Below are 18,596 nucleotides of genomic sequence, written 5' to 3' on the forward strand. Positions count from 1 at the left end.
GGTGTCCCGGCGCGACGGGACGAACGGAAGGGGCTTGGGGCCGGTGGCGGAGACGAGACCCCGCAAGCGACGGCCGCCCTCCGCGCGGGACGCGGCCGACCGCGCGAAGCGGGGGCGGGGGCTCGAAGCGCTCGTGCTGTCGTGCTCGGTCGCGGCGGCCGTGGCGGCGGTGGCCCAGCCCGTGGTCCTCGGCCGGACACTGGACCTGCTGCTGCGCGACGGCGACGCCGGACGCTGGCTGGCCCTGAGCGCCGCGCTGCTCGTCGGCGAGCTGCTGTTCGACTGCCTGACCTCGCTGTTCACCGGCCGTTGCAACGCCGCGCGGACGGCGTCCGTGCGCCGCGGGGCCCTCGCCGGACTGCTGCGCGCCGTACCCGACCGGGCACGCGCCCGGACACCCGGGGACGTGGGCACCCGCCTGACCCTCAACGCCGCCGACGCGGGAGGCGCCCCCGCTGCCAAGGCGTCACTGGCGGCCTCGCTCGTCACCCCGCTGGGCGCGCTCGCGGCGCTGGCCTTCGTCGACCTGTGGGTGACGGCGTGCGTCCTGGCCGGACTGCCCGCCCTGGCGCTGGTGCTGCGGGCCTTCGCCCGGGACACCGGCGCGTCGGTCGCCGCCTACCAGCGCACCCAGGCCCGGATCGCGTCGCGGCTGCTGGAGACCCTGGAGGGCACGGCGACGATCACCGCCGCGGGGACCGCCGCCCGGGAACGCGCGCGGGTGCTGGCCCCGCTCGCCGAACTCGCTGGACAGGGACGGCAGATGTGGGCCCTGCACGGACGGGCCCTCGCCAGGAGCGGCGTCCTGGTCCCGCTGCTGACCCTGGCCGCGACGGCCGTCGGCGGGCTGCGCCTGGCGTCCGGCGACCTGAGCGTGGGGGACATGCTCGCCGCCTGCCGGTACGCGCAGCTGGCCGCCGGCGTCGGAGGGACCGCCTCCCTGCTGGGCGCGGTCGTACGCGGCCGCGAGGCCCGGCGCCGGACCCTGGAGCTGGAGGAGATGCCGCCCTTGGCCCACGGGGCGTTCCGTCTGCCCCCGGACGGTCCGGGCGGGCTCGAACTGCGCGGTGTACGTGTGGTGCGCGACGGCAGGGAGGTCCTGCGGGCCGACGGAGTGCGGGTGCCGGGCGGCACCACGGTCGCGGTGGTCGGCCGCAGCGGGTCGGGGAAGTCCGTCCTGGCCGCCGTGGCGGGGCGGCTCGTCGACCCCGACGAGGGGCATGTGCTGCTGGACGGTGTCCGCCTCGACCGGCTGACCCGCCAGGAGCTGCGCACCGAGGTCGCCTTCGCCTTCGAGCGCCCGGAGCTGGGGGAGGGCACGGTCGCCGAGGTGATCGCCGCCGGGGCGCGGCGGGCCTCGCCCGAGCAGGTCCGGCAGGCGGCTCACGCCGCGGGCGCCGACGGCTTCGTACGCCGGCTTCCGCGCGGATACGACACCCCCTTGGCGTCGGCGCCGCTCTCGGGCGGGGAGCGTCAGCGTCTCGGGCTGGCACGGGCGTTCGCGCACGCCGGGCGGCTGCTGGTCATGGACGACGCCACCTCCAGCCTGGACACCGCCACGGAGCACGAGGTCGACCGCGCCCTGCGCCGCTCGGTGCGGCCCGGGACCCGCCTGGTGGTCGCGCACCGCCAGTCCGTCGCGGGCCGGGCGGATCTGGTGCTCTGGCTGGAGGACGGGTGCGTGCGGGCCGTCGGGACACACCGGGAACTGTGGGAGCTGCCCGGTTACCGCGCGGTCTTCGCCACCGGCGGCACCGGCCCCGCAGCGGCATGCGAAACCCCCGCCGCCCCGCGGCCCGAGGAGGTACGGCCATGACAGCGGCCGGGTACCACGGAGCAGCGTCCCCGGAGGCCGGCGGGCCCGGCGGGTCCCGGGACGGCGAGTCCGGGGGGTTCCGGGACGGCGAGTCCGGGGGGTTCCGGGACCGTGGGTCCCGGGGCGGCAAGCCCGGTGGGTTCCGGGACGAGGGCTCGCGCGGATGCCGGGACGACGGGGCCGGCACGCTGCGTCGCGTCGCGCCGTCGGCCCGTCGCTTCCTCGGTCGCCGCAAAGGGGTCCTGGTACGGCTCGCGCTGTGGTCGCTGGCCGAGTCGGGGCAGGCCTTCCTGGTCGGATACGGGGTGGCCCACGCCGTCGACGCGTTCCTCGCCGGGGACACCCGCCGCGGCCTGCTGTGGCTCGCGGTGGCCCTGGTCGCCGTGCTCTCCGGCGCTCCGGTCGTCCGGGGGGTGTTCGCGCAGCTCGCCGGATTGACGGAGCCGTTGCGCGACGGCCTGGTGCGCCACGCGGTGGACCGGTCCATGGCCCGGGCGGCGGCGACCGGCTCCGGCGGGACGGACCGCGCGGCCGTCTCCCGGCTGACGAACCAGGTCGAGATCGCCCGGGACAGCTTCGCCGGTCTCGTCCTCACCCTGCGGTCCTTCGTCTTCACCGCGGCCGGAGCGCTGCTCGGCCTGCTGTCCCTGGCCCCGGCCCTGCTCGTGGTCGTGCTGCCGCCGCTGGCGGGCGGTCTGGCGCTGTTCCTGGTGACGCTGCGGCCCATGGCGGCGGCGCAGCGGCGCGCCCTGGCGGCCGATGAGGCGCTGGGCGACCACGCGGCGCGGTCCCGGGCGGCGCTGCGGGACCTCACGGCCTGCGGGACCGGACCCGAGGCGGAGCGGCGCGGCGGGGAACTGGTCGACGACGCCGCCGCCGCGGCCCGGCTCCTGGCGGGCTGGGCGGCGGTGCGCACGGCGGCGCTCGGTGTCGCGGGCCACCTGCCCGTGCTGGCGCTGCTGGCGGCGGTGCCGTGGCTGCGCGGGCGAGGGGTGTCGGCGGGCGTGCTGCTCGGCGCGTTCACCTACCTCGTCCAGTCCCTGCTGCCGGCCCTGCACACGCTGATGACCGCGCTGGGGACGGCGGGGGCCCGGCTGCTCGTCGTCCTCGACCGGATCCTCGGCCCGGATTCCGCGCCGGTGCCGATGCCGGAGCGGGATCCGGTGCCGGTGCCGGTGCCGGCGGCCAGGGACGGCGTTCGGCCGACACCCGCAAGTCCGGCCGCGGTCGGCGCGGACCGCGCAGGCGGCGCGGACCGGACAGGCGGCGCGGACCGGACAGGCGGCGCGGACCGGACAGGCGGCGCGGACCGGACAGGCGGCACAGACCCCCTCGGCGGCCGGCCCGCCGACGTCCGGCTGCCGGCCGGCGACGCGCACCGGGCGTCCGGCCGGCCCGCCGCCGCGGTGGAGTTGCGCTCCGTCACCCTCTCCTACGGCGTCCGGGCGGAACCGGTTCTCGACTCCCTCGACCTGAACGTCGCCCCCGGTGAACACCTCGCCGTCGTGGGACCGAGCGGCATCGGCAAGTCGACGCTCACCCGCCTGATCGCGGGCACGCTCGCGCCCAGCGGCGGCGAGGTACGGGTGGCCGGGCGTCCCGTCACCGGCCGGCCCACCGCCGAACTGGCCGCCCTTCGGGTGCTCGTCCCGCAGGAGGCCTACGTCTTCTCCGGCACCGTCGGCGAGAACATCGCGTACCTGCGCCCGGACGCGTGCCGGGCGGAACTCGACGCCGCCGCCCGGGTGCTCGGCCTGCGCCCGCTGATCGAGCGCCTCGGCGGGCTCGACGCACCGGTGCGCCCCGCCGAACTGACCCACGGGGAACGGCAGCTCGTGGCACTGACCCGCGCGTACCTGTCGCCCGCGCCCCTGCTCCTGCTCGACGAGGCCACCTGCCACCTCGACCCGGCGTCCGAGGCACGGGCGGAGGAGGCCCTCGCACGGCGGCCGGGAACCGTGCTGGTGGTGGCGCACCGGCTGTCCTCGGCGGTCCGGGCCGACCGGGTGCTCGTCCTGGACGGCGTGGAGGCGGTGTGCGGCACGCACGAGGAGCTCCTGGACCGTTCACCTCTCTACCGCGACCTCACGGGTCACTGGCACGCGGGCCCGCTCGGACAGGCCTGACGCCGCCCGCCGCCCGCCGCCCGCCGCCCGCCGCGTGGGGCGTGGCCACGGCCCCGGCACGGCTCAGGTCCACCCGGCGCTCTGGACGATCCGGATCGCGTCCACCCGGTTGCGGGCCCCCACCTTCCGGATCGCCGTGGCCATGTAGTTGCGGACCGTTCCCCGGGACAGGTGCAGCCGCGCCGCTATCTCGGCGATCGGCGCCCCCTGGGCAGCCAGGGAGAGCACGCTCAGCTCGCGGGTCGTCAGGGGCATCTCCGCACCCTGCAGCAGCGCCACGGTGAGCGTCTCGTCGAGGAACCGTTCCCCCTTGGCGACCGTGTGCACGGCCGTGAGCAGCCGTTGCACCGGGGCGTTCTTGTCGACCAGCCCGAGCGCGCCCGCGTCGAACGCCCGCCGGAGCACCCCGGGCCGCCTGGCGGTCGTCAGCACGACGAGCCGGTCCCCGTACGCGTCCCGCAGGCGCGGACCGCGTACGTCACCCGGTGCGTGCAGGTACTCGCCGTCCACGACACACACGTCCGCCGGCAACTCCTCACCGGTCGGCTCCTGCGAGCCGGGACACAGGGACGTGACCTCCAGCGTGTCGTCGGATCTGAGCAGTTGCACCAGTGCCGACCGCAGCAGCTCCTCGTCGTGCACCACAACGGTACGAACCATCTCCCCCACCCTCGTCAGCGGCCGCCTCGTCCGGGCGGCCGGCACCCCCGCGCCACGGGCCGTCTGCCCTGATCCGACCCGGCGGAACACGGAGCGCACGCGTGTGCGAGCCGCACCGCACTCAATTGGCCGTCGGAGAGCCCTCTCAGGGGAGGTGCAAGGGTGTCCGCCCGTGGGGAACAAGGCGGATAACACTCCGGTCGGGAGTCCGCTCGGGCCGTCCGGGTTCCGACGGCCGGCCGGCACCGTCGGGCCCGTCCTGCCCCGTGCCCTGGTTACGGCGGCCCGGCACCCCGCGCGGCGACCGCGGTTCCCGGAGCCGGCCGTCCCGGAGCGAAAACTCGAACAACCTCGAACGACTCGGAGGAGGCCGGAAACAGTCGCCGTCCAATTCGGCGTGAAATGCGCCTACCCTGCGAGCAGTTGTACGCGTCGCCCCGACCGGCGGCGGGCGACGCGTACGAAGTCGTCCCGTGGGGGCGGGTGGTGGCCCCGACCGCGGCGCGCCCCGTACGGGCACGGCCACCACCCGGGCCGTCCCCGTGCCCGGGGATCAGCGCTCCAGCTCCCTGTGTGCCGTCTCCGGCAGCCGCAGGTACACCAGCGAGGACAGCAGGCAGAGCACGGCGACGTACCAGGGGAAGAGCCCGGAGTGGCCCAGGTCCTTGAGGAGCGTGCCCACGTACGGTGCCGTGCCGCCGAACAGGGCGACCGTGAGGGAGTAGGGGAAGCCGATGCCCGCCGCCCGCACCCGGGGCGGGAAGACCTCCGCGTTGACGGCGGCGCTGATCGACGTGAAGCCGGTCAGCAGGATCATGCCCGCGCAGCTCACGAGCAGCAGGACGGCGAACGAGTCGCGCAGGGCGTGCAGCAGCGGCACGCTCAGCAGCGCGAAGCCCACACCGAAGAACAGCAGCGACGGGCGGCGGCCGAACCGGTCGGAGAGCAGCCCGCCGAGCGGCTGGAGCAGCCCGAAGAAGGCCAGTGAGATCGTGCCCGCCAGCAGCGCGTCCGACTTCTCCACGCCCACGTTGAGCTCCGCGTACGTCGGCAGGTACGACGTCCAGGTGTAGTAGGCGAGGGTGCCGCCCGCCGTGATGCCGCAGATCAGCAGGGACTCGCGCGGATGGCGGCGCAGCGCCTCGAACAGGCCGGGACGCGGGCCCTTGCGCTGCTCGGCGCTGCGGGTCTCCGCGGCGCCCCGGCGGATCCAGAAGCCGACCAGGCTGAGGACGGCGCCGACCACGAACGGGACGCGCCACCCCCAGCCGTTCATCCGCTCCTCGCTCAGCGTGTCCACGAGCACCGTCGCCACACCGGACGCGACGAGCTGGCCCGCCGTCGTCGAGACGTACTGGAAGCTGGAGAACAGACCCCGCCGGCCGGGCCCCGCCGACTCCACCAGGAAGGTCGTCGAGGCCGCGAACTCGCCGCCCACCGAGAGGCCCTGGAGCAGCCGGGCCACGACCAGGACCACCGGGGCCAGTACACCGGCCGCCGCGTAGGTCGGGGTCAGCCCGACCAGCAGGCTGCTGCCGCCCATCAGCAGGATGGTGACCGTCAGCGCGGCCCGCCGCCCGCGCCGGTCGGCGATCGCGCCCATGACCAGCCCGCCGACCGGACGCATGAAGAAGCCCACCGCGAAGACGGCGAAGGTCGACAGCAGCGGCACCAGCGAGTTCTCCGCGCCCTGCGGGAACACCTGGTCGGCGATGTAGGTGGCCAGGAAGGTGTACGCGTACCAGTCGTACCACTCCACGGCGTTGCCCACCGAGGCGGCGAGAAGCTGGCGTACGGGCCGTCGGACCGGGGGTGCTTCCGTGTGCATGCCTGTCATGATCGCGACCATCCCCGGACGTCAGGACGGCCACACCTCACGTACCGACGACTTTCACACCGGCGCCACCGAACCCTTCCCTGACGTTTGCTGCTCCTGGAACACTCCTTTCGCGCGCATTCCGTCATCACCCGGCACCGTCCCGCCGGTTGTACCCCCCTCAAGGCGAGAGGCCCTTCACCCCATGCCCGAAGTCAACCGGCGCCGGTTCCTCCAAGTCGCGGGCGCCACCACGGCGTTCAGCGCGCTGTCGGCCAGCATCGAGCGGGCGGCCGCACTCCCGGCCAACCACCGCTCGGGGACGATCGAGGACGTCGAGCACATCGTCGTCCTGATGCAGGAGAACCGTTCCTTCGACCACTACTTCGGCAAACTCCGGGGCGTCCGAGGCTTCGGCGACCCGCACCCGGTCACGCTCGACAACGGCAGGTCGGTCTGGCACCAGGCGAAGGACGGCAAGGAGGTCCTGCCGTTCCACCCGGAGGCCGACGACCTCGGCATGCAGTTCCTGGAAGGGCTGCCGCACGGCTGGTCCGACGGCCAGGACGCCTACCACAACGGCAAGTACGACCGGTGGCTGCCCGCCAAGGGCACCACGACCATGGCGTACCTGACCCGCGAGGACATCCCCTTCCACTACGCGCTCGCCGACACCTTCACGGTCTGCGACGCCTACCACTGCTCCTTCATCGGCTCCACCGACCCCAACCGCTACTACCTGTGGTCGGGGCACACGGGCAACGACGGCAAGGGCGGCGGCCCGGTCCTCGGCAACGACGAGCTCGGCTACGACTGGACGACGTACCCCGAGCGCCTGGAGGCTGCCGGGGTCTCCTGGAAGGTCTACCAGGACATCGGCGACGGCCTGGACGCGGCCGGTTCCTGGGGCTGGATCGACGACGCCTACCGCGGCAACTACGGCGACAACTCCCTGCTGTACTTCAACAAGTACCGCGACGCGAAGCCCGGCGACCCGTGGTACGACAAGGCCCGCACCGGCACCGACGCGAAGAGCGGCGAGGGCTACTTCGACCGGCTCCGCGCCGACGTCAAGGCCGGCCGGCTGCCGCAGGTCTCCTGGATCGCCGCCCCGGAGGCCTTCTCCGAGCACTCCAACTGGCCGTCCAACTACGGCGCCTGGTACATCTCCCAGGTACTGGACGCGCTCACGGCCGATCCGGCGGTGTGGGCGAAGACCGCCCTGTTCATCACGTACGACGAGAACGACGGCTTCTTCGACCACGTGGTGCCGCCGCTGCCGCCGAAGTCCGCCGCGCAGGGCCTGTCCACCGTCGACGTCTCCCTGGACGTCTTCAAGGGCAGCGCGAAGCACCGCGAGGGCTTCTACGGACTCGGCCCGCGCGTGCCCATGCTGGTCGTCTCGCCCTGGAGCAAGGGCGGCTACGTCTGTTCCGAGACCTTCGACCACACCTCGGTCATCCGCTTCATGGAACGCCGCTTCGGCGTCCGCGAGCCGGGGATCTCCCCGTGGCGGCGCGCGATCTGCGGTGACCTGACCTCCGCCTTCGACTTCTCCCGCCACGACAGCCGCCCGGCCGGCCTGCCGGACACCGACGCCTACGAGCCGCCGGACCGCGTGCGCCACCCCGACTACCGCCCGACCCCGCCCGCGGACCCGGACATGCCCCGGCAGGAGCGCGGCCTGCGCCCCGCCCGCCCCCTGCGGTACGCCCCGCGGGTGGACGGCGCCGTGGACGCGGCGGCCGGGACGTTCAGGCTGGCGTTCGCCTCCGGGGCCGGAGCCGGTGCCGCCTTCCTCGTCACCTCGGGCAACCGCACCGACGGCCCCTGGACCTACACCACGGAGGCCGGCAAGAGCATCGCGGACACCTGGAACTCCGCGTACTCCGCCGGCTCCTACGACCTGACGGTGCACGGCCCCAACGGCTTCCTGCGCGTCTTCCGGGGCCGCAACAAGACCACCGGACCCGAGGTCACCGCCCGGCACGCCGGCGACGACGTCCGGCTGACCGTGACCAACACCGGCTCCGGCACGGTCCGGCTGCGGGTCGCGAACGCCTACGGCGGCCGGCCCGGAACCGTCACCGTGCGTCCCGGGGCGACGGTCCACCACACCGTCGACCTCGCGCGCAGCCGCCGCTGGTACGACGTGACGGTCACCTCCGAGGCCGATCCCGCCTTCCTGCGGCGCTTCGCCGGGCACGTGGAGAACGGGCGGCCCGGGGTGAGCGACCCGGCGATCGTCACCGACTGACGGTCGTCACCGAACGGCGGTCGTCACCGACGGGAGGCCGTCGCCGGCCGCGGTCGCCGGCCGGCGACGGTCACCGCCGCGTCCAGGTGCCCCGGCTCCGGTTGCCGGGGCACCAGCGTCGGCCCCGCCTGCGTCGGCCCCGGCGGCTCGTACGGACCCGGCGCGCGCCGCACGGCCGGTGCCGGCGCCGCCACCCGCGCGGGGGCCGGGGAAGCGGCGGGTTCAGGCCGCCCGGGCGTCGCCCGGCTGAGCTGCACGACACCCCAGGCGGCCAGCGCCGCACCGGTCAGCGCGAGCAGCACACCCCCCGCACCGCCCCGCAGCCGCTCGCCGAGCAGCGTCAGCCCTATCACCGCGGCGGCCACCGGATTGGCCAGGGTCACCACCGCCAGCGGAGCACCCAGCCCGCCCCGGTAGGCCGTCTGCGACAACAGCAGTCCGCCCACCGCGAAGGCCGCCACCAGCACGGCCACCCCGATCACCTGGACGCTGAGCAGCGGGCCCGAGCGGTCCGTGGCGGCGACCGTGACGGTCTGGGTGAGCGCCGAGGCGACCCCGGAGGCGATGCCGGAGGCCGTCGCGTGCCGCAGCCCCGGCCGGGCGCCGGGCCAGGAGAGCATGCCGATCAGAGCGGCCGTCACGCCCGAGACCGCCACCGCCTCGGACACGCTCAGCACGTCGTCGGGCGCGGGCCCGGACGCGGTCAGCAGCAGCGCGCCCAGCCCGAGCAGGGTCAGTCCGGTGCCCCGCCACTCGACCGCGCTCACCCGCCGGCCCGCCAGCCGCGCCCCCAACGGCACCGCCGCGACCAGGGTGAGCGCACCGAGCGGCTGGACCACGGTGAGCGGGCCGTACCGCAGGGCCACGACGTGCAGCAGCGCGGCCGAGGCGTTGAGGGCGACCGCCCACCACCAGGCGCCGGACGCCAGCAGGCGGAGCGCGCCGGTGCCGGCGCTGCGCGAGGCGAGCCGTTCCTGGGCGACGGCCGCGGCGGCGTAGGCGCACGCCGAGACCAGGGACAGCAGGACGGCGACCAGGGCGGCGTTCACCGGCCCGCTCCGACCAGTTCGGGCCGGCGCCGCTCGGTCACCCGGCGACGGTGTTCCGGGCCGCGGCGCACCACGGCGTACCGCGGCCTCCGCCGCGGACGGACCACCGCCAGCGCGACGCCGAGCAGGGCCGCGGCCACGACGACGTCCAGCCAGTAGTGGTTGGCCGTGCCCACGATCACCAGCAGCGTCACCAGCGGATGCAGCAGCCACAGCCACCGCCAGCGCGACCGGGTGGCGACGATCAGGGCGACCGCCAGCATCAGGGCCCAGCCGAAGTGCAGCGAGGGCATCGCCGCGAACTGGTTGGACACCTGGTCGGTGTGCGGCGGTCCGTAGACCGAGGGACCGAACACCCGGGCCGTGTCGATCAGGCCGGTGGCGCCCAGCATGCGCGGCGGGGCGAGCGGGAAGAGCAGGTGCACCACCAGCGCGGCGCCGGTCACCGCGGCCAGCACCCGGCGGGCCCAGACGTAGTGGCCCGGCCGTCGCAGGTAGAGCCAGACCAGCAGGGCCGCGGTGGCCGGGAAGTGGACGACGGCGTAGTAGGTGTTCGCCGTGTGCACCACGGCGTCGCCGTGCAGGAGCAGGGACTGCACCGTGCCTTCGTCGGGCAGCCGGAGCGCGCGTTCCCAGTCCCACACGCGGTGGGCGTTGCGGAAGGCCTCCGGGGTGTGGCCGGCCACCAGCTGCCGGCCGAGCTTGTACACGAGGAAGAGCCCGGCCACGAGCAGGAGCTCACGGACGAGCGGCGGTCGCGCGGGTACGTCCGGCCCCGCTTCTACAGGCTCGGTGCGGGCATTCATCCCCCGGCCCCTTCACTGACGGTGGTGCGTGCGGTCCACAGGTGTATGACGCACAGGAACGGACGTGTGTGACAGGTCTCATCGATACGAATCCGTTCCGATACGGAAGTGTACCGATACGCCAGTGTACCGATACGCTTGGGTACCGGTACACTGGCGTATCGATGGGCATGGCACACACTTGAGCAAGAGCTTCTCGAGTGCCGCTGTACCGCCGCTGGAGTGAGGAGCAGAGCCGATGACGTCGCAGGCCGAGGACCGACCGGAAACGGTCGGCACGTCGCGCCGCTCCAAGCTCACGCCCGAGCGTGAGCAGGAGTTCTTCGACGCCGTGCTCGAACAGATCCGGACCTGCGGCTACGACGCCGTCACCATGGAGGGCATCGCCGCCAGCACCCGGTGCAGCAAGTCCACGCTCTACCGGCAGTGGAGGACCAAGCCCCAGTTCGTGGCCGCGGCCCTGCGCTCGCAGCGCCGGGTGCGCTTCACCGGCATCGACACCGGGTCGCTCGCCGAGGACCTGCGCCAGGCGGCCCGGGCGGCGGGGGAGGGCGCCGGCAAGGACACCGGGCTGCTCCAGGCGCTCGGCCACTCGGTCATGCAGGACCCGGAACTCCAGTGCGCGCTGCGCGAGGCGCTCGTCGAGCCGGAGATCGCCGCGCTCCGGGAGATCCTCCGGCGCGGAGTCGACCGGGGAGAGGTGGCGGCCGGCCACCCGGCGCTGGAGTACGTGCCGGCTCAGATGTTCGGCATGCTGCGGATGCGGCCCGTCGTCGAGGGCGAGCAGGCCGACGCGGAGTACCTCGTGCGCTTCGTGGAGGCCGTCGTGCTGCCGGCGCTGGGCCTCCCCTGATACTCAGGCCGCCGTCCACGGGATGACTGGACGACGGCCTGCCCGCGCCGCACCGTGGGGACGGGGGCGGCGCGCACCACCGGCCGGGTGGGACGCCTTCTGAGCGGAAGGGCGCCCCACCCGGCCGACTGCTGTTCCGGCAGGCGGTCAGACGTCCTGACCGTCGCCGCCGCCCCCGGAGGAGTCCACCTCGATCCCCTCGGTGATCTCGTCGATGACCGACTGCCGCTCCCCGGTGTCGACACCGAAGCGCACCACGACGATGCGCTCGGGATCGGCGGGCGAGGGGAAGGCGAGCGACTCGACGTACCCGTCGGCGCCCTTGCTGGTGACGGCCTTCCAGCGGACCAGGTAGCCCTTCTGCCCGGCGACCGTGACCGCCTTGGAGGCCAGCTCGTCGTGCGAGGTGATCCCGCCGTAGGACTCGCCGCCGTAGGACTCCTCGGCGTTCGCCTCGATGTCCGCCTTCGCGACCTCCTCGGCGGTGCTGCCCTTGGTGCCCAGCACCACGGCGGGGGCCGAGTAGGCACCGCCCTTGGTGCAGGTCTTGGAGGTGTCGCCGGGGCACTTGTAGCTGTCGTCCGACGTCACCGTCGCACCGACCTGCAGCTGTTGCCCGGACCAGCCGTCCGGGATGGGCAGGCTGATGCCGCTGACCGGGTCCGTGACGGAGCCGCTGTCGATCGTGGGCGGCTCCGACTCGCCCGGGGAGTCCGGCGCGGGCGACTCACCGCCACCGCCGCCCCCGCCCGAGCCGCCGAACGGGTCCTCCTGCCCGCCGGGTCCGCGCCGGTCCTGCTGCGAGGACGCGCTGCCGCCGCCCGAACCGTCGTCGGCCAGCACGTACACGCCGACGCCTATGCCGGCCAGCACGGCCACGGCCGCCGCGACGGCTATGCCGGTATGCAGCCGCCGCCGCCGCGCGGACGGCGGCTGGACGGGAAACCCCGGATAACCAGGGTGCACGGGATAAGGCCCGGGCACACCGTCGAAAGCCGGTTGCTGAGCCGGTGGTTGGGTCGGGCGCCGGGTCGGCTGCTGCGCGTGCGGCGGTCCCCACGCGGCGGCCGGCCCCGTGGGGCGGACCTGGTCCGTCCACACCTTGCCGTCCCACCAGCGCTCGGTGGCGGGACCGTCATTCTTCTGCCCGGGGTCCGGGTACCACCCGGGGGGAGTCGCCTGCGTCATGGGCCCACCGTATGAGGCGTCGGTGAAAGCCGGATGAGAGGCCCGGCCCCGGCGCGGCGCGAGCGCCCCGCGCACGCGGGGGGTTGACGGACGCCGACCCGCTCGTCCGCTGATGACGGGCCCGCGGCGTCGTCCGCGCTTTACCGCATGTCACCCGTCACGGCAACTGCTGCCCGGACCGCCCACCACACGCGCGATCGGCCGGATAGGCTCAGGCTCGGTACGTCATTCGGGCGACTTGGGGAGGTAGCGGGATGACGGAGGTACGGCGGACGGCCGCAGCCTCGGCCTCCCTCTGGGAGCGCGACGAGGAAATCGCCACCATCACAGGGGCGGTGGAGACCCTGTGCGCGGACCGCTCCTCCGCCGGCACCCTGTTGGTCGCCCGGGGCGAGGCCGGACTGGGCAAGACCGCGCTGCTCACCGAGACCCGCCGCATCGCCGAGGCCCGTGGCTGCACCGTCTGGTCGGCGCGCGGCGGCGAGACCCTCAGGTCCGTCCCCTTCAACGTGGTGCGTCAACTGCTCCAGCCCGCACTGGTGTCGATGCTCCCGGAGGAGGCGCGGGAGTACCTCGGCGACTGGTACGACATCGCGGGCCCCGCCCTCGGCATAGCGGACCCGGGCGAGCGGCAGGCCGACCCGCAGGGCGTGTGCGACGGCCTGGTCGCCGCCGTGCGCCGGCTCGCCCGCCGGGAGTGGCCCCTGGTCCTGCTGATCGACGACGCCCACTGGGCCGACCAGGAGACCCTGCGCTGGCTCGCCGCGCTCGCCGAACGGCTCGACGAGACCGCGGTCCTGATCGTCGTCGCCCGCCGTCCCGGCGACGTCGTCGGCGACAGCGCCCGCCACCTGGACGCGGTCGCCGCCGCGGGCCGGCCGCTGGCCCCGCTGAACGCCCTCACCCCCGAAGCGGCGGCCGGTCTCACCCGCGCCACGCTCGGCCACCACGCCGACGCCGCGTTCTGCCGCGAGGTGTGGGCCGTCACCGGCGGCAACCCGTACGAGACCGTCGAACTCCTCGCCAAGGTCCAGGACAGCGAGATGGAACCGGTCGAGGCGCAGGCCGACGAACTGCGCGCGCTGAACCGCTCCGCGCGCGGCGGCGGCCTCGTCGCCCGCCTGGAGCAACTCGGCGTCGACTCCACCCGGTTCGCCTGGGCCGCCGCGATCCTCGGCGGTGGCATCACCGTCGCCATGGTGGCCCGGCTCGCCACCCTCGACCGCGACGACGCCGCCCGCTGCGCCGAACTGCTGTGCAACGCCCGCATCCTCACCGAGCCCGACCCCGGGGCCCCGCAGCCGGACGCGGGCGACCTGGAGTTCGTCCACCCGCTGATCGCCACCGCCGTGTACAACTCCATCCCCGACGCGCTGCGCACGGCGATGCACGGCATAGCGGCCCAGCTGGTCACCGACTCCGGTCTCGGCGCCGCGGCGGCCTCCCGCCATCTGCTCCAGGTGTATCCCGACGACGATCCGGAGGTCGTGGAGCAGCTGCGCGAGGCGGCCCGCGAGCACCTCGCCGTCGGCGCCCCCGACGCGGCCCGCCGCTGCCTCGAACGCGCCCTCGAGGAACCGCCGTTGCCCGACATGCACGCACGGGTCCTCTACGAACTGGGCTGCGCCACCCTCCTCACCGCGCCCGCCACCACCATCGGACACCTGCGCACCGCCCTCGCCCTGCCGGGCCTGGACGGCGAACAGCGCGTCAACGCCGTCTTCCGGCTCTCCGAGGCGCTCCTCCACAACGACCAGCTCGAGGAGGCCGTGCGCACCGTCCAGGCGGAGGCCGGCCGGAACCCGGACCCGTCCGTGCGGCTGCGGCTCCAGGCCGTCCAGTACATGTGGGAGGGCATCCACCCCGGCGAGACCTCCTCGCCCGGACGGTCCGAGCGCCTCGCCGAGCTCGCCGCCACCTGCACCGGCCGCGACAACGCGGAGCGCGCCCTGCTCATCCTGCGCGGCTTCGACGCCATGACCCGCGGCGAGAGTGCCGAGGAGGTCGCCGAGCTGTGCGACCGTGCGCTCGTCAACGGCCGCCTCGCCGCCGGACTCGGCTGGACCGACACCGAGTGGGGTCTGGAACTGCCGATGATGCTGGCCAACTGCTACGCGTACACCGACCGGCTCGACCGCGCCGAGGCACTGTTCACCGAAGCGCTCAGCTCCTACGAGACCGCGGGCTGGAGCGGCGGCCACCTCGCTCTCGCGCACGCCTACGTCGGCCTCGGCCACCGCAGGCGGGGCCGGCTCCGGGAGGCCGAGAAGTCCCTGCGCGAATCGCTGCGCCTCGCCGAACGGGTCGGCCGCGGACTGCCGTTGTACTGGTCCGCGACCTGCAACCTGATCGACACGCTGCTCGCCCGCGGCCACGTCGACGAGGCCCGTTCCGTCGCCGACCGGTACGGCTTCGACCCGCCCTACCCCTCCACGATCGTGCTGCCCGACCCGCGCCCCGTGCGGGCCCGGCTGCTGCTCGCGACCGGCCGCGTCAAGGAGGGCGTCAACGAGCTGGAGACCGCCGAGAAGGCGGCGGCCGCCCGCGGCAGGCACAACCCGGTCGTGCACCCCTGGGCGACCGAGCTGGCCCGGGCCCTCGCCACGGAGGACCCCGGCCGCGCCGCCCGGCTCGTCACCGACGCCCGCCGGCAGGCCGAGCGCTTCGGCACGGACACCGCGATAGGAGAGGCCCTGCGCTGCGCCGCCGCGCTGGAGACCGGCCAGCGCGCCGTCCGCCTCGCCGCACAGGCCGTCGCCTACCTGGAGGCCTCGCCCTGCCAGTACGAGCACGCCGCCGCCCGCGTCGAGTACGGCATCGCCGCCCGCTCGGAGGCGGAGCTGCGCCGCGGCCTCGCCCTGGCCCAGTCGTGCGGCGCCGACGGGCTGGCGGCGCGGGCCGGCGAGGCACTGGCGGCCGGACACGTGGGCTGAGGCCGGCCCCGGCCCCCACGGCGTGCGGGAGCGTCAGCCGCCGGCGCCGTCCTCCTCGGCCAGCACCCGCTGGGCCGCCGCGAACGCCGAGTTCGCCGCCGGCACCCCGCAGTACACCGCCGTCTGGAGGAGGACCGCGCCGATCTCGTCCGGCGTCAGCCCGTTGCGCCGCGCCGCCCGTACGTGCATGGCCAGCTCCTCGTAGTGGCCGTGCGCGACCAGCGCCGTCAGCGTGATCATGCTGCGCTCGCGGCGCGAGAGCGTCTCGTCGGTCCAGATCTCACCCCAGGCGTAGCGGGAGATGAAGTCCTGGAAGCGGGCGGTGAACGGGGTCTGCAGTCCTTGCGCCCGGTCCACGTGCGCGTCGCCCAGCACCTCGCGCCGCACCGCCATGCCGCGCCGGGCGTCGCCGTCGAAGTGGGCCCGCAGCGCGGTCAGGACCGCCTCGGGGCGCTCCGCGGGCGCCAGGTGCGAGGCTCCGGGCAGCTCGGTCAGCGTGGCGCCCGCAACGGCGTCGGCGATCTCCCGCAGATGCGCGGGGGGAGTGGCCGGGTCCTCCCGGCCCGCGATCAGCAGCGTCGGCGCGGTGATCGCGCCGAGCCGGTCCCGCAGGTCGAAGGCGGCCAGCGCGTCGCAGCAGGCGGCGTACGCCCCGGGATCGGCGTCCCGGTGGTCCCGGACCAGCCGCGGCACGGTGAACCCGGGCGTGAACCAGCGGGCGTCCGCACCCTCCGCGAGCTTCCCCAGCCCCTCGGCGCGCACCGCCTTGGCCCGCTCCTCCCACATCTTCGCGCCGTTGAAGTGCGCCGAAGAGCAGACGACGGCCAGCGACGAGATCCGCTCCGGGTGGTGCACCGCCAGGTGCAGTCCCACCGCACCGCCCAGCGACACCCCGGCGTAGGCGAACCGCTCCACCCCGAGCGAGTCGGCGAGCGCGAGCACCAGCCCGGCGAGGTCCCCGACCGTGGCACCCGGGCCGATCAGGTCCGCGGCCGAGCCTCCGTGACCCGGCAGGTCCCAGCGGACCACCCGGTGCCCGGTGGACAGCTCGGGCGCCACGTGGTCCCACAGCGCGTACGAGGTGCCCAGGGAGGGCCCGAGCAGCAGCGGGGGAGCGGAGGCGGGGCCTTCGGACAGGTGGTTGAGCAGGGTCAAGGTCGCTCCAGAGCACGGTCGGTCAGGGCTCCGGCGGAGCCGGTGTAATGGGCGGGGTCGGTCAGGGAGACGAGATCGAGGCCGGACAACTCCGGTACCTCTGCGAGCAGTTCGGTCAGACCGCGTCGCTCGGCGTAGGTGCGGCGGGCCAGTTCCGTGAGCAGGGCCTTGGCACGGGCCCGGCCGAGCACCGGAGCCAGCTCGGCGGAGAGCCGCTCGGAGACGATCAGGCCGTGGGTGAGACCGAGGTGCGCGCGCATCGCCTCCGGGCGCACCCGGAGCCCCTCGGTCAGCTCGGCGGCGTCGCGGGCCGCGCCTCCGGTCAGCCGCAGCAGGTCCCGCAGCGGCTCCCACTCGGCGTGCCAGGCGCCGGCCGGCCGCTCGTCCTCGGCGGCCAGCGAGCCGTACAGCGTGGCCGCGAGCTGCGGCGCGCGCCGGGCGGCCGCCGCGATCAGCGTGGCCCGCACGGGATTGGCCTTGTGCGGCATCGCCGACGAGCCGCCGCCGCTGCCCTCGGCGACCTCGCCGAGCTCGGTGCGGGAGAGCGTCAGCACGTCCGCCGCGACCTTCCCGAGCGCCCCGGCGGCGAAGGCGAGGCAGCCGGCCAGGTCGGCGACCGGGGTGCGCAGGGTGTGCCAGGGCAGCAGGGGCGCCTTCAGGCCGAGTTCACGGGCGTAGGCATGGGGCAGCGCGGTCGGGTCCGTCGCGCCGTACGCCCCGAAGGCGGCCAGGGTGCCGGCGGCGCCGCCGAGCTGGGCGGGCAGGGCGTCGCGCACGGACGTGACGCGGTCCCGCGCGTCGAGAACCAGCGCCCGCCAGCCGGCCGCCTTCAGCCCGAAGGTCGTCGGCACGGCGTGCTGGGTGAGCGTCCGGCCCGGCATCGCCGTGTCCCGGTGCTCGGCGGCCAGCCGGGCCAGCGCCCGTTCCGTGCGGGCGAGGTCGGGCAGCAGCAGGTCCAGGGTGCGGGCGGCGACCAGCATCGCCGCCGAGTCCAGGACGTCCTGGCTGGTCGCGCCCCGGTGCACGTACGGCCCGTACTCCTCGCCGACCGCCTTCGTCAGGTCGGCCACCAGTGGGATCACCGGGTTCCCGCCGCTCCGGGCCCGCTCGGCCAGCGAGCGGACGTCGAAACGGTCCGGGTCGGCCGCCCCGGTCACCGCGCTCGCCGCCTCGGTGGGCGCGAGCCCGAGACCGGCCTGGGCCCGGGTCAGAGCCGCTTCCGCGTCGAGCAGAGCCCGCAGCCAGGCACGGTCGCCGGTCGCGTCGGCGGCCGGTGAGCCCGTCCACCCGGGGGCGAGCAGGCCCGCGTCGGGCGTCTCGGGAGCTGATGTCACTGGAACTCCAGGAAGACCGTCTCGCCTTCGCCCTGAAGGCGGATGTCGAAACGGTACGTCCCGTTGCCCTCGTCGGCGGCGATCAGCGTGTCGCGGCGCCGCGGTTCCACCCGGGACAGCAGCGGGTCCGCGGCGAGCAGCGCCTCGTCGCCCGGCAGGTAGATCCGGGTGAACAGGTGCACGAGCAGCCCGCGCGCGAACACGCACACACTGAGGTACGGCGCGCTGCGCCCGCGTGCCCCGGGCCGCAGCGTCCGCGCGTACCAGTGGCCGTTCGCGTCGGTCTGGATGCGGCCGAAGCCGGTGAACTCCACGCCGTTGCGGCCGAGGAAGCCGCCGGAGGCCGGGTCGCGCCGCATCGAGCCGTCGGCCGTCGGCAGCTCGCCGTCCGGGCCCGGCCCCCACAGCTCCACGAGGGCGTCCGGCAGCGGGCCGCCCTCGCCGTCGTACACGTACCCGTGCACCGTGATCGTGTCCGGATGGCCGGTCGGCGCGATGTCCTCACCGCCGCGGAAGGGCAGCGCGTACCCGTAGAACGGGCCGACCGTGTGCGACGGGGTGGGCAGCACGTTCTCCGGGCTGCCGGTGTCGGTCTTCGTCATG

At 74.9% G+C, this 18,596-nt stretch carries 13 protein-coding genes; 5 read left to right on the forward strand and 8 right to left on the reverse strand.

Annotation, left to right across the window (positions count from 1 at the left end; genetic code table 11):
• Positions 1-43: 43 nt before the first annotated feature.
• On the forward strand, positions 44-1,816 hold the full coding sequence (locus SAM23877_RS30090; protein WP_053139846.1) for an ABC transporter ATP-binding protein: 1,773 nt from the start codon (positions 44-46) through the stop codon (positions 1,814-1,816).
• The gene (locus SAM23877_RS30095) at positions 1,813-3,942 is read left to right on the forward strand and encodes an ATP-binding cassette domain-containing protein (RefSeq protein ID WP_107408687.1); all 2,130 of its coding nucleotides are present in this window, start codon (positions 1,813-1,815) and stop codon (positions 3,940-3,942) included. Before SAM23877_RS30090 ends, SAM23877_RS30095 begins: the two co-directional genes overlap by 4 nt.
• A 63-nt stretch (positions 3,943-4,005) precedes the next feature.
• Here SAM23877_RS30095 and SAM23877_RS30100 read toward each other — a convergent pair whose 3' ends face one another.
• Together SAM23877_RS30100 and SAM23877_RS30105 are read right to left on the reverse strand one after the other, a co-directional pair.
• Positions 4,006-4,602, reverse strand: coding sequence for a response regulator transcription factor (locus SAM23877_RS30100; RefSeq protein ID WP_053139848.1), 597 nt, complete (start codon positions 4,600-4,602; stop codon positions 4,006-4,008).
• A gap of 553 nt (positions 4,603-5,155) precedes the next feature.
• Positions 5,156-6,451 carry an MFS transporter gene (locus tag SAM23877_RS30105; RefSeq protein ID WP_053139850.1) on the reverse strand — a complete coding sequence of 432 codons (1,296 nt, stop codon included), beginning with the start codon at positions 6,449-6,451 and terminating at the stop codon, positions 5,156-5,158.
• A gap of 172 nt (positions 6,452-6,623) precedes the next feature.
• Between SAM23877_RS30105 and SAM23877_RS30110 the strand changes: the two genes are divergently transcribed.
• The gene (locus tag SAM23877_RS30110; RefSeq protein ID WP_053139852.1) at positions 6,624-8,675 is read left to right on the forward strand and encodes a phosphocholine-specific phospholipase C; all 2,052 of its coding nucleotides are present in this window, start codon (positions 6,624-6,626) and stop codon (positions 8,673-8,675) included.
• Positions 8,676-8,698: 23 nt separating this feature from the next.
• On the opposite strand, the gene SAM23877_RS30115 is transcribed toward SAM23877_RS30110, so the two are convergent.
• Both SAM23877_RS30115 and SAM23877_RS30120 read right to left on the reverse strand, forming a co-directional pair.
• A complete protein-coding gene (locus SAM23877_RS30115) occupies positions 8,699-9,724 on the reverse strand; it encodes a DMT family protein (RefSeq protein ID WP_053139855.1) in 1,026 nt (341 codons plus the stop codon).
• Positions 9,721-10,530 (reverse strand): phosphatase PAP2 family protein, encoded by an 810-nt coding sequence (locus SAM23877_RS30120; RefSeq protein WP_053139859.1) that lies wholly within the window; start codon positions 10,528-10,530, stop codon positions 9,721-9,723. The genes SAM23877_RS30115 and SAM23877_RS30120 overlap by 4 nt, the downstream gene beginning before the upstream one ends.
• Positions 10,531-10,768: 238 nt before the next feature.
• Here SAM23877_RS30120 and SAM23877_RS30125 point away from each other — a divergent pair, with 238 nt between their 5' ends.
• Entirely contained in the window at positions 10,769-11,383 is a 615-nt protein-coding gene (locus SAM23877_RS30125; protein ID WP_053139861.1) for a TetR/AcrR family transcriptional regulator, read from the forward strand.
• A 147-nt stretch (positions 11,384-11,530) separates the two neighbouring features.
• Here SAM23877_RS30125 and SAM23877_RS30130 read toward each other — a convergent pair whose 3' ends face one another.
• Positions 11,531-12,571: a DUF2510 domain-containing protein gene (locus SAM23877_RS30130; protein ID WP_063796799.1), complete on the reverse strand. Its 1,041-nt coding sequence runs from the start codon at positions 12,569-12,571 to the stop codon at positions 11,531-11,533.
• A 254-nt stretch (positions 12,572-12,825) separates the two neighbouring features.
• Between SAM23877_RS30130 and SAM23877_RS30135 the strand changes: the two genes are divergently transcribed.
• Entirely contained in the window at positions 12,826-15,504 is a 2,679-nt protein-coding gene (locus tag SAM23877_RS30135; protein WP_053139863.1) for an ATP-binding protein, read from the forward strand.
• Between the two features lie 33 nt (positions 15,505-15,537).
• Here SAM23877_RS30135 and pcaDC read toward each other — a convergent pair whose 3' ends face one another.
• The 3 genes from pcaDC to pcaG are packed head-to-tail and all read right to left on the reverse strand — an operon-like array spanning position 15,538 to position 18,595.
• A complete protein-coding gene (pcaDC, locus tag SAM23877_RS30140) occupies positions 15,538-16,659 on the reverse strand; it encodes a bifunctional 3-oxoadipate enol-lactonase/4-carboxymuconolactone decarboxylase PcaDC (RefSeq protein ID WP_053139865.1) in 1,122 nt (373 codons plus the stop codon).
• Complete coding sequence (gene pcaB / locus SAM23877_RS30145; RefSeq protein WP_053139867.1) at positions 16,656-17,993, reverse strand: 3-carboxy-cis,cis-muconate cycloisomerase; 1,338 nt, start codon at positions 17,991-17,993, stop codon at positions 16,656-16,658. Before pcaB ends, pcaDC begins: the two co-directional genes overlap by 4 nt.
• Positions 17,990-18,595: a protocatechuate 3,4-dioxygenase subunit alpha gene (pcaG, locus tag SAM23877_RS30150; protein ID WP_053139869.1), complete on the reverse strand. Its 606-nt coding sequence runs from the start codon at positions 18,593-18,595 to the stop codon at positions 17,990-17,992. Before pcaG ends, pcaB begins: the two co-directional genes overlap by 4 nt.
• Position 18,596 lies beyond the last annotated feature (1 nt).

It is taken from the genome of Streptomyces ambofaciens ATCC 23877 (assembly GCF_001267885.1).
Taxonomy (GTDB): domain Bacteria; phylum Actinomycetota; class Actinomycetes; order Streptomycetales; family Streptomycetaceae; genus Streptomyces; species Streptomyces ambofaciens.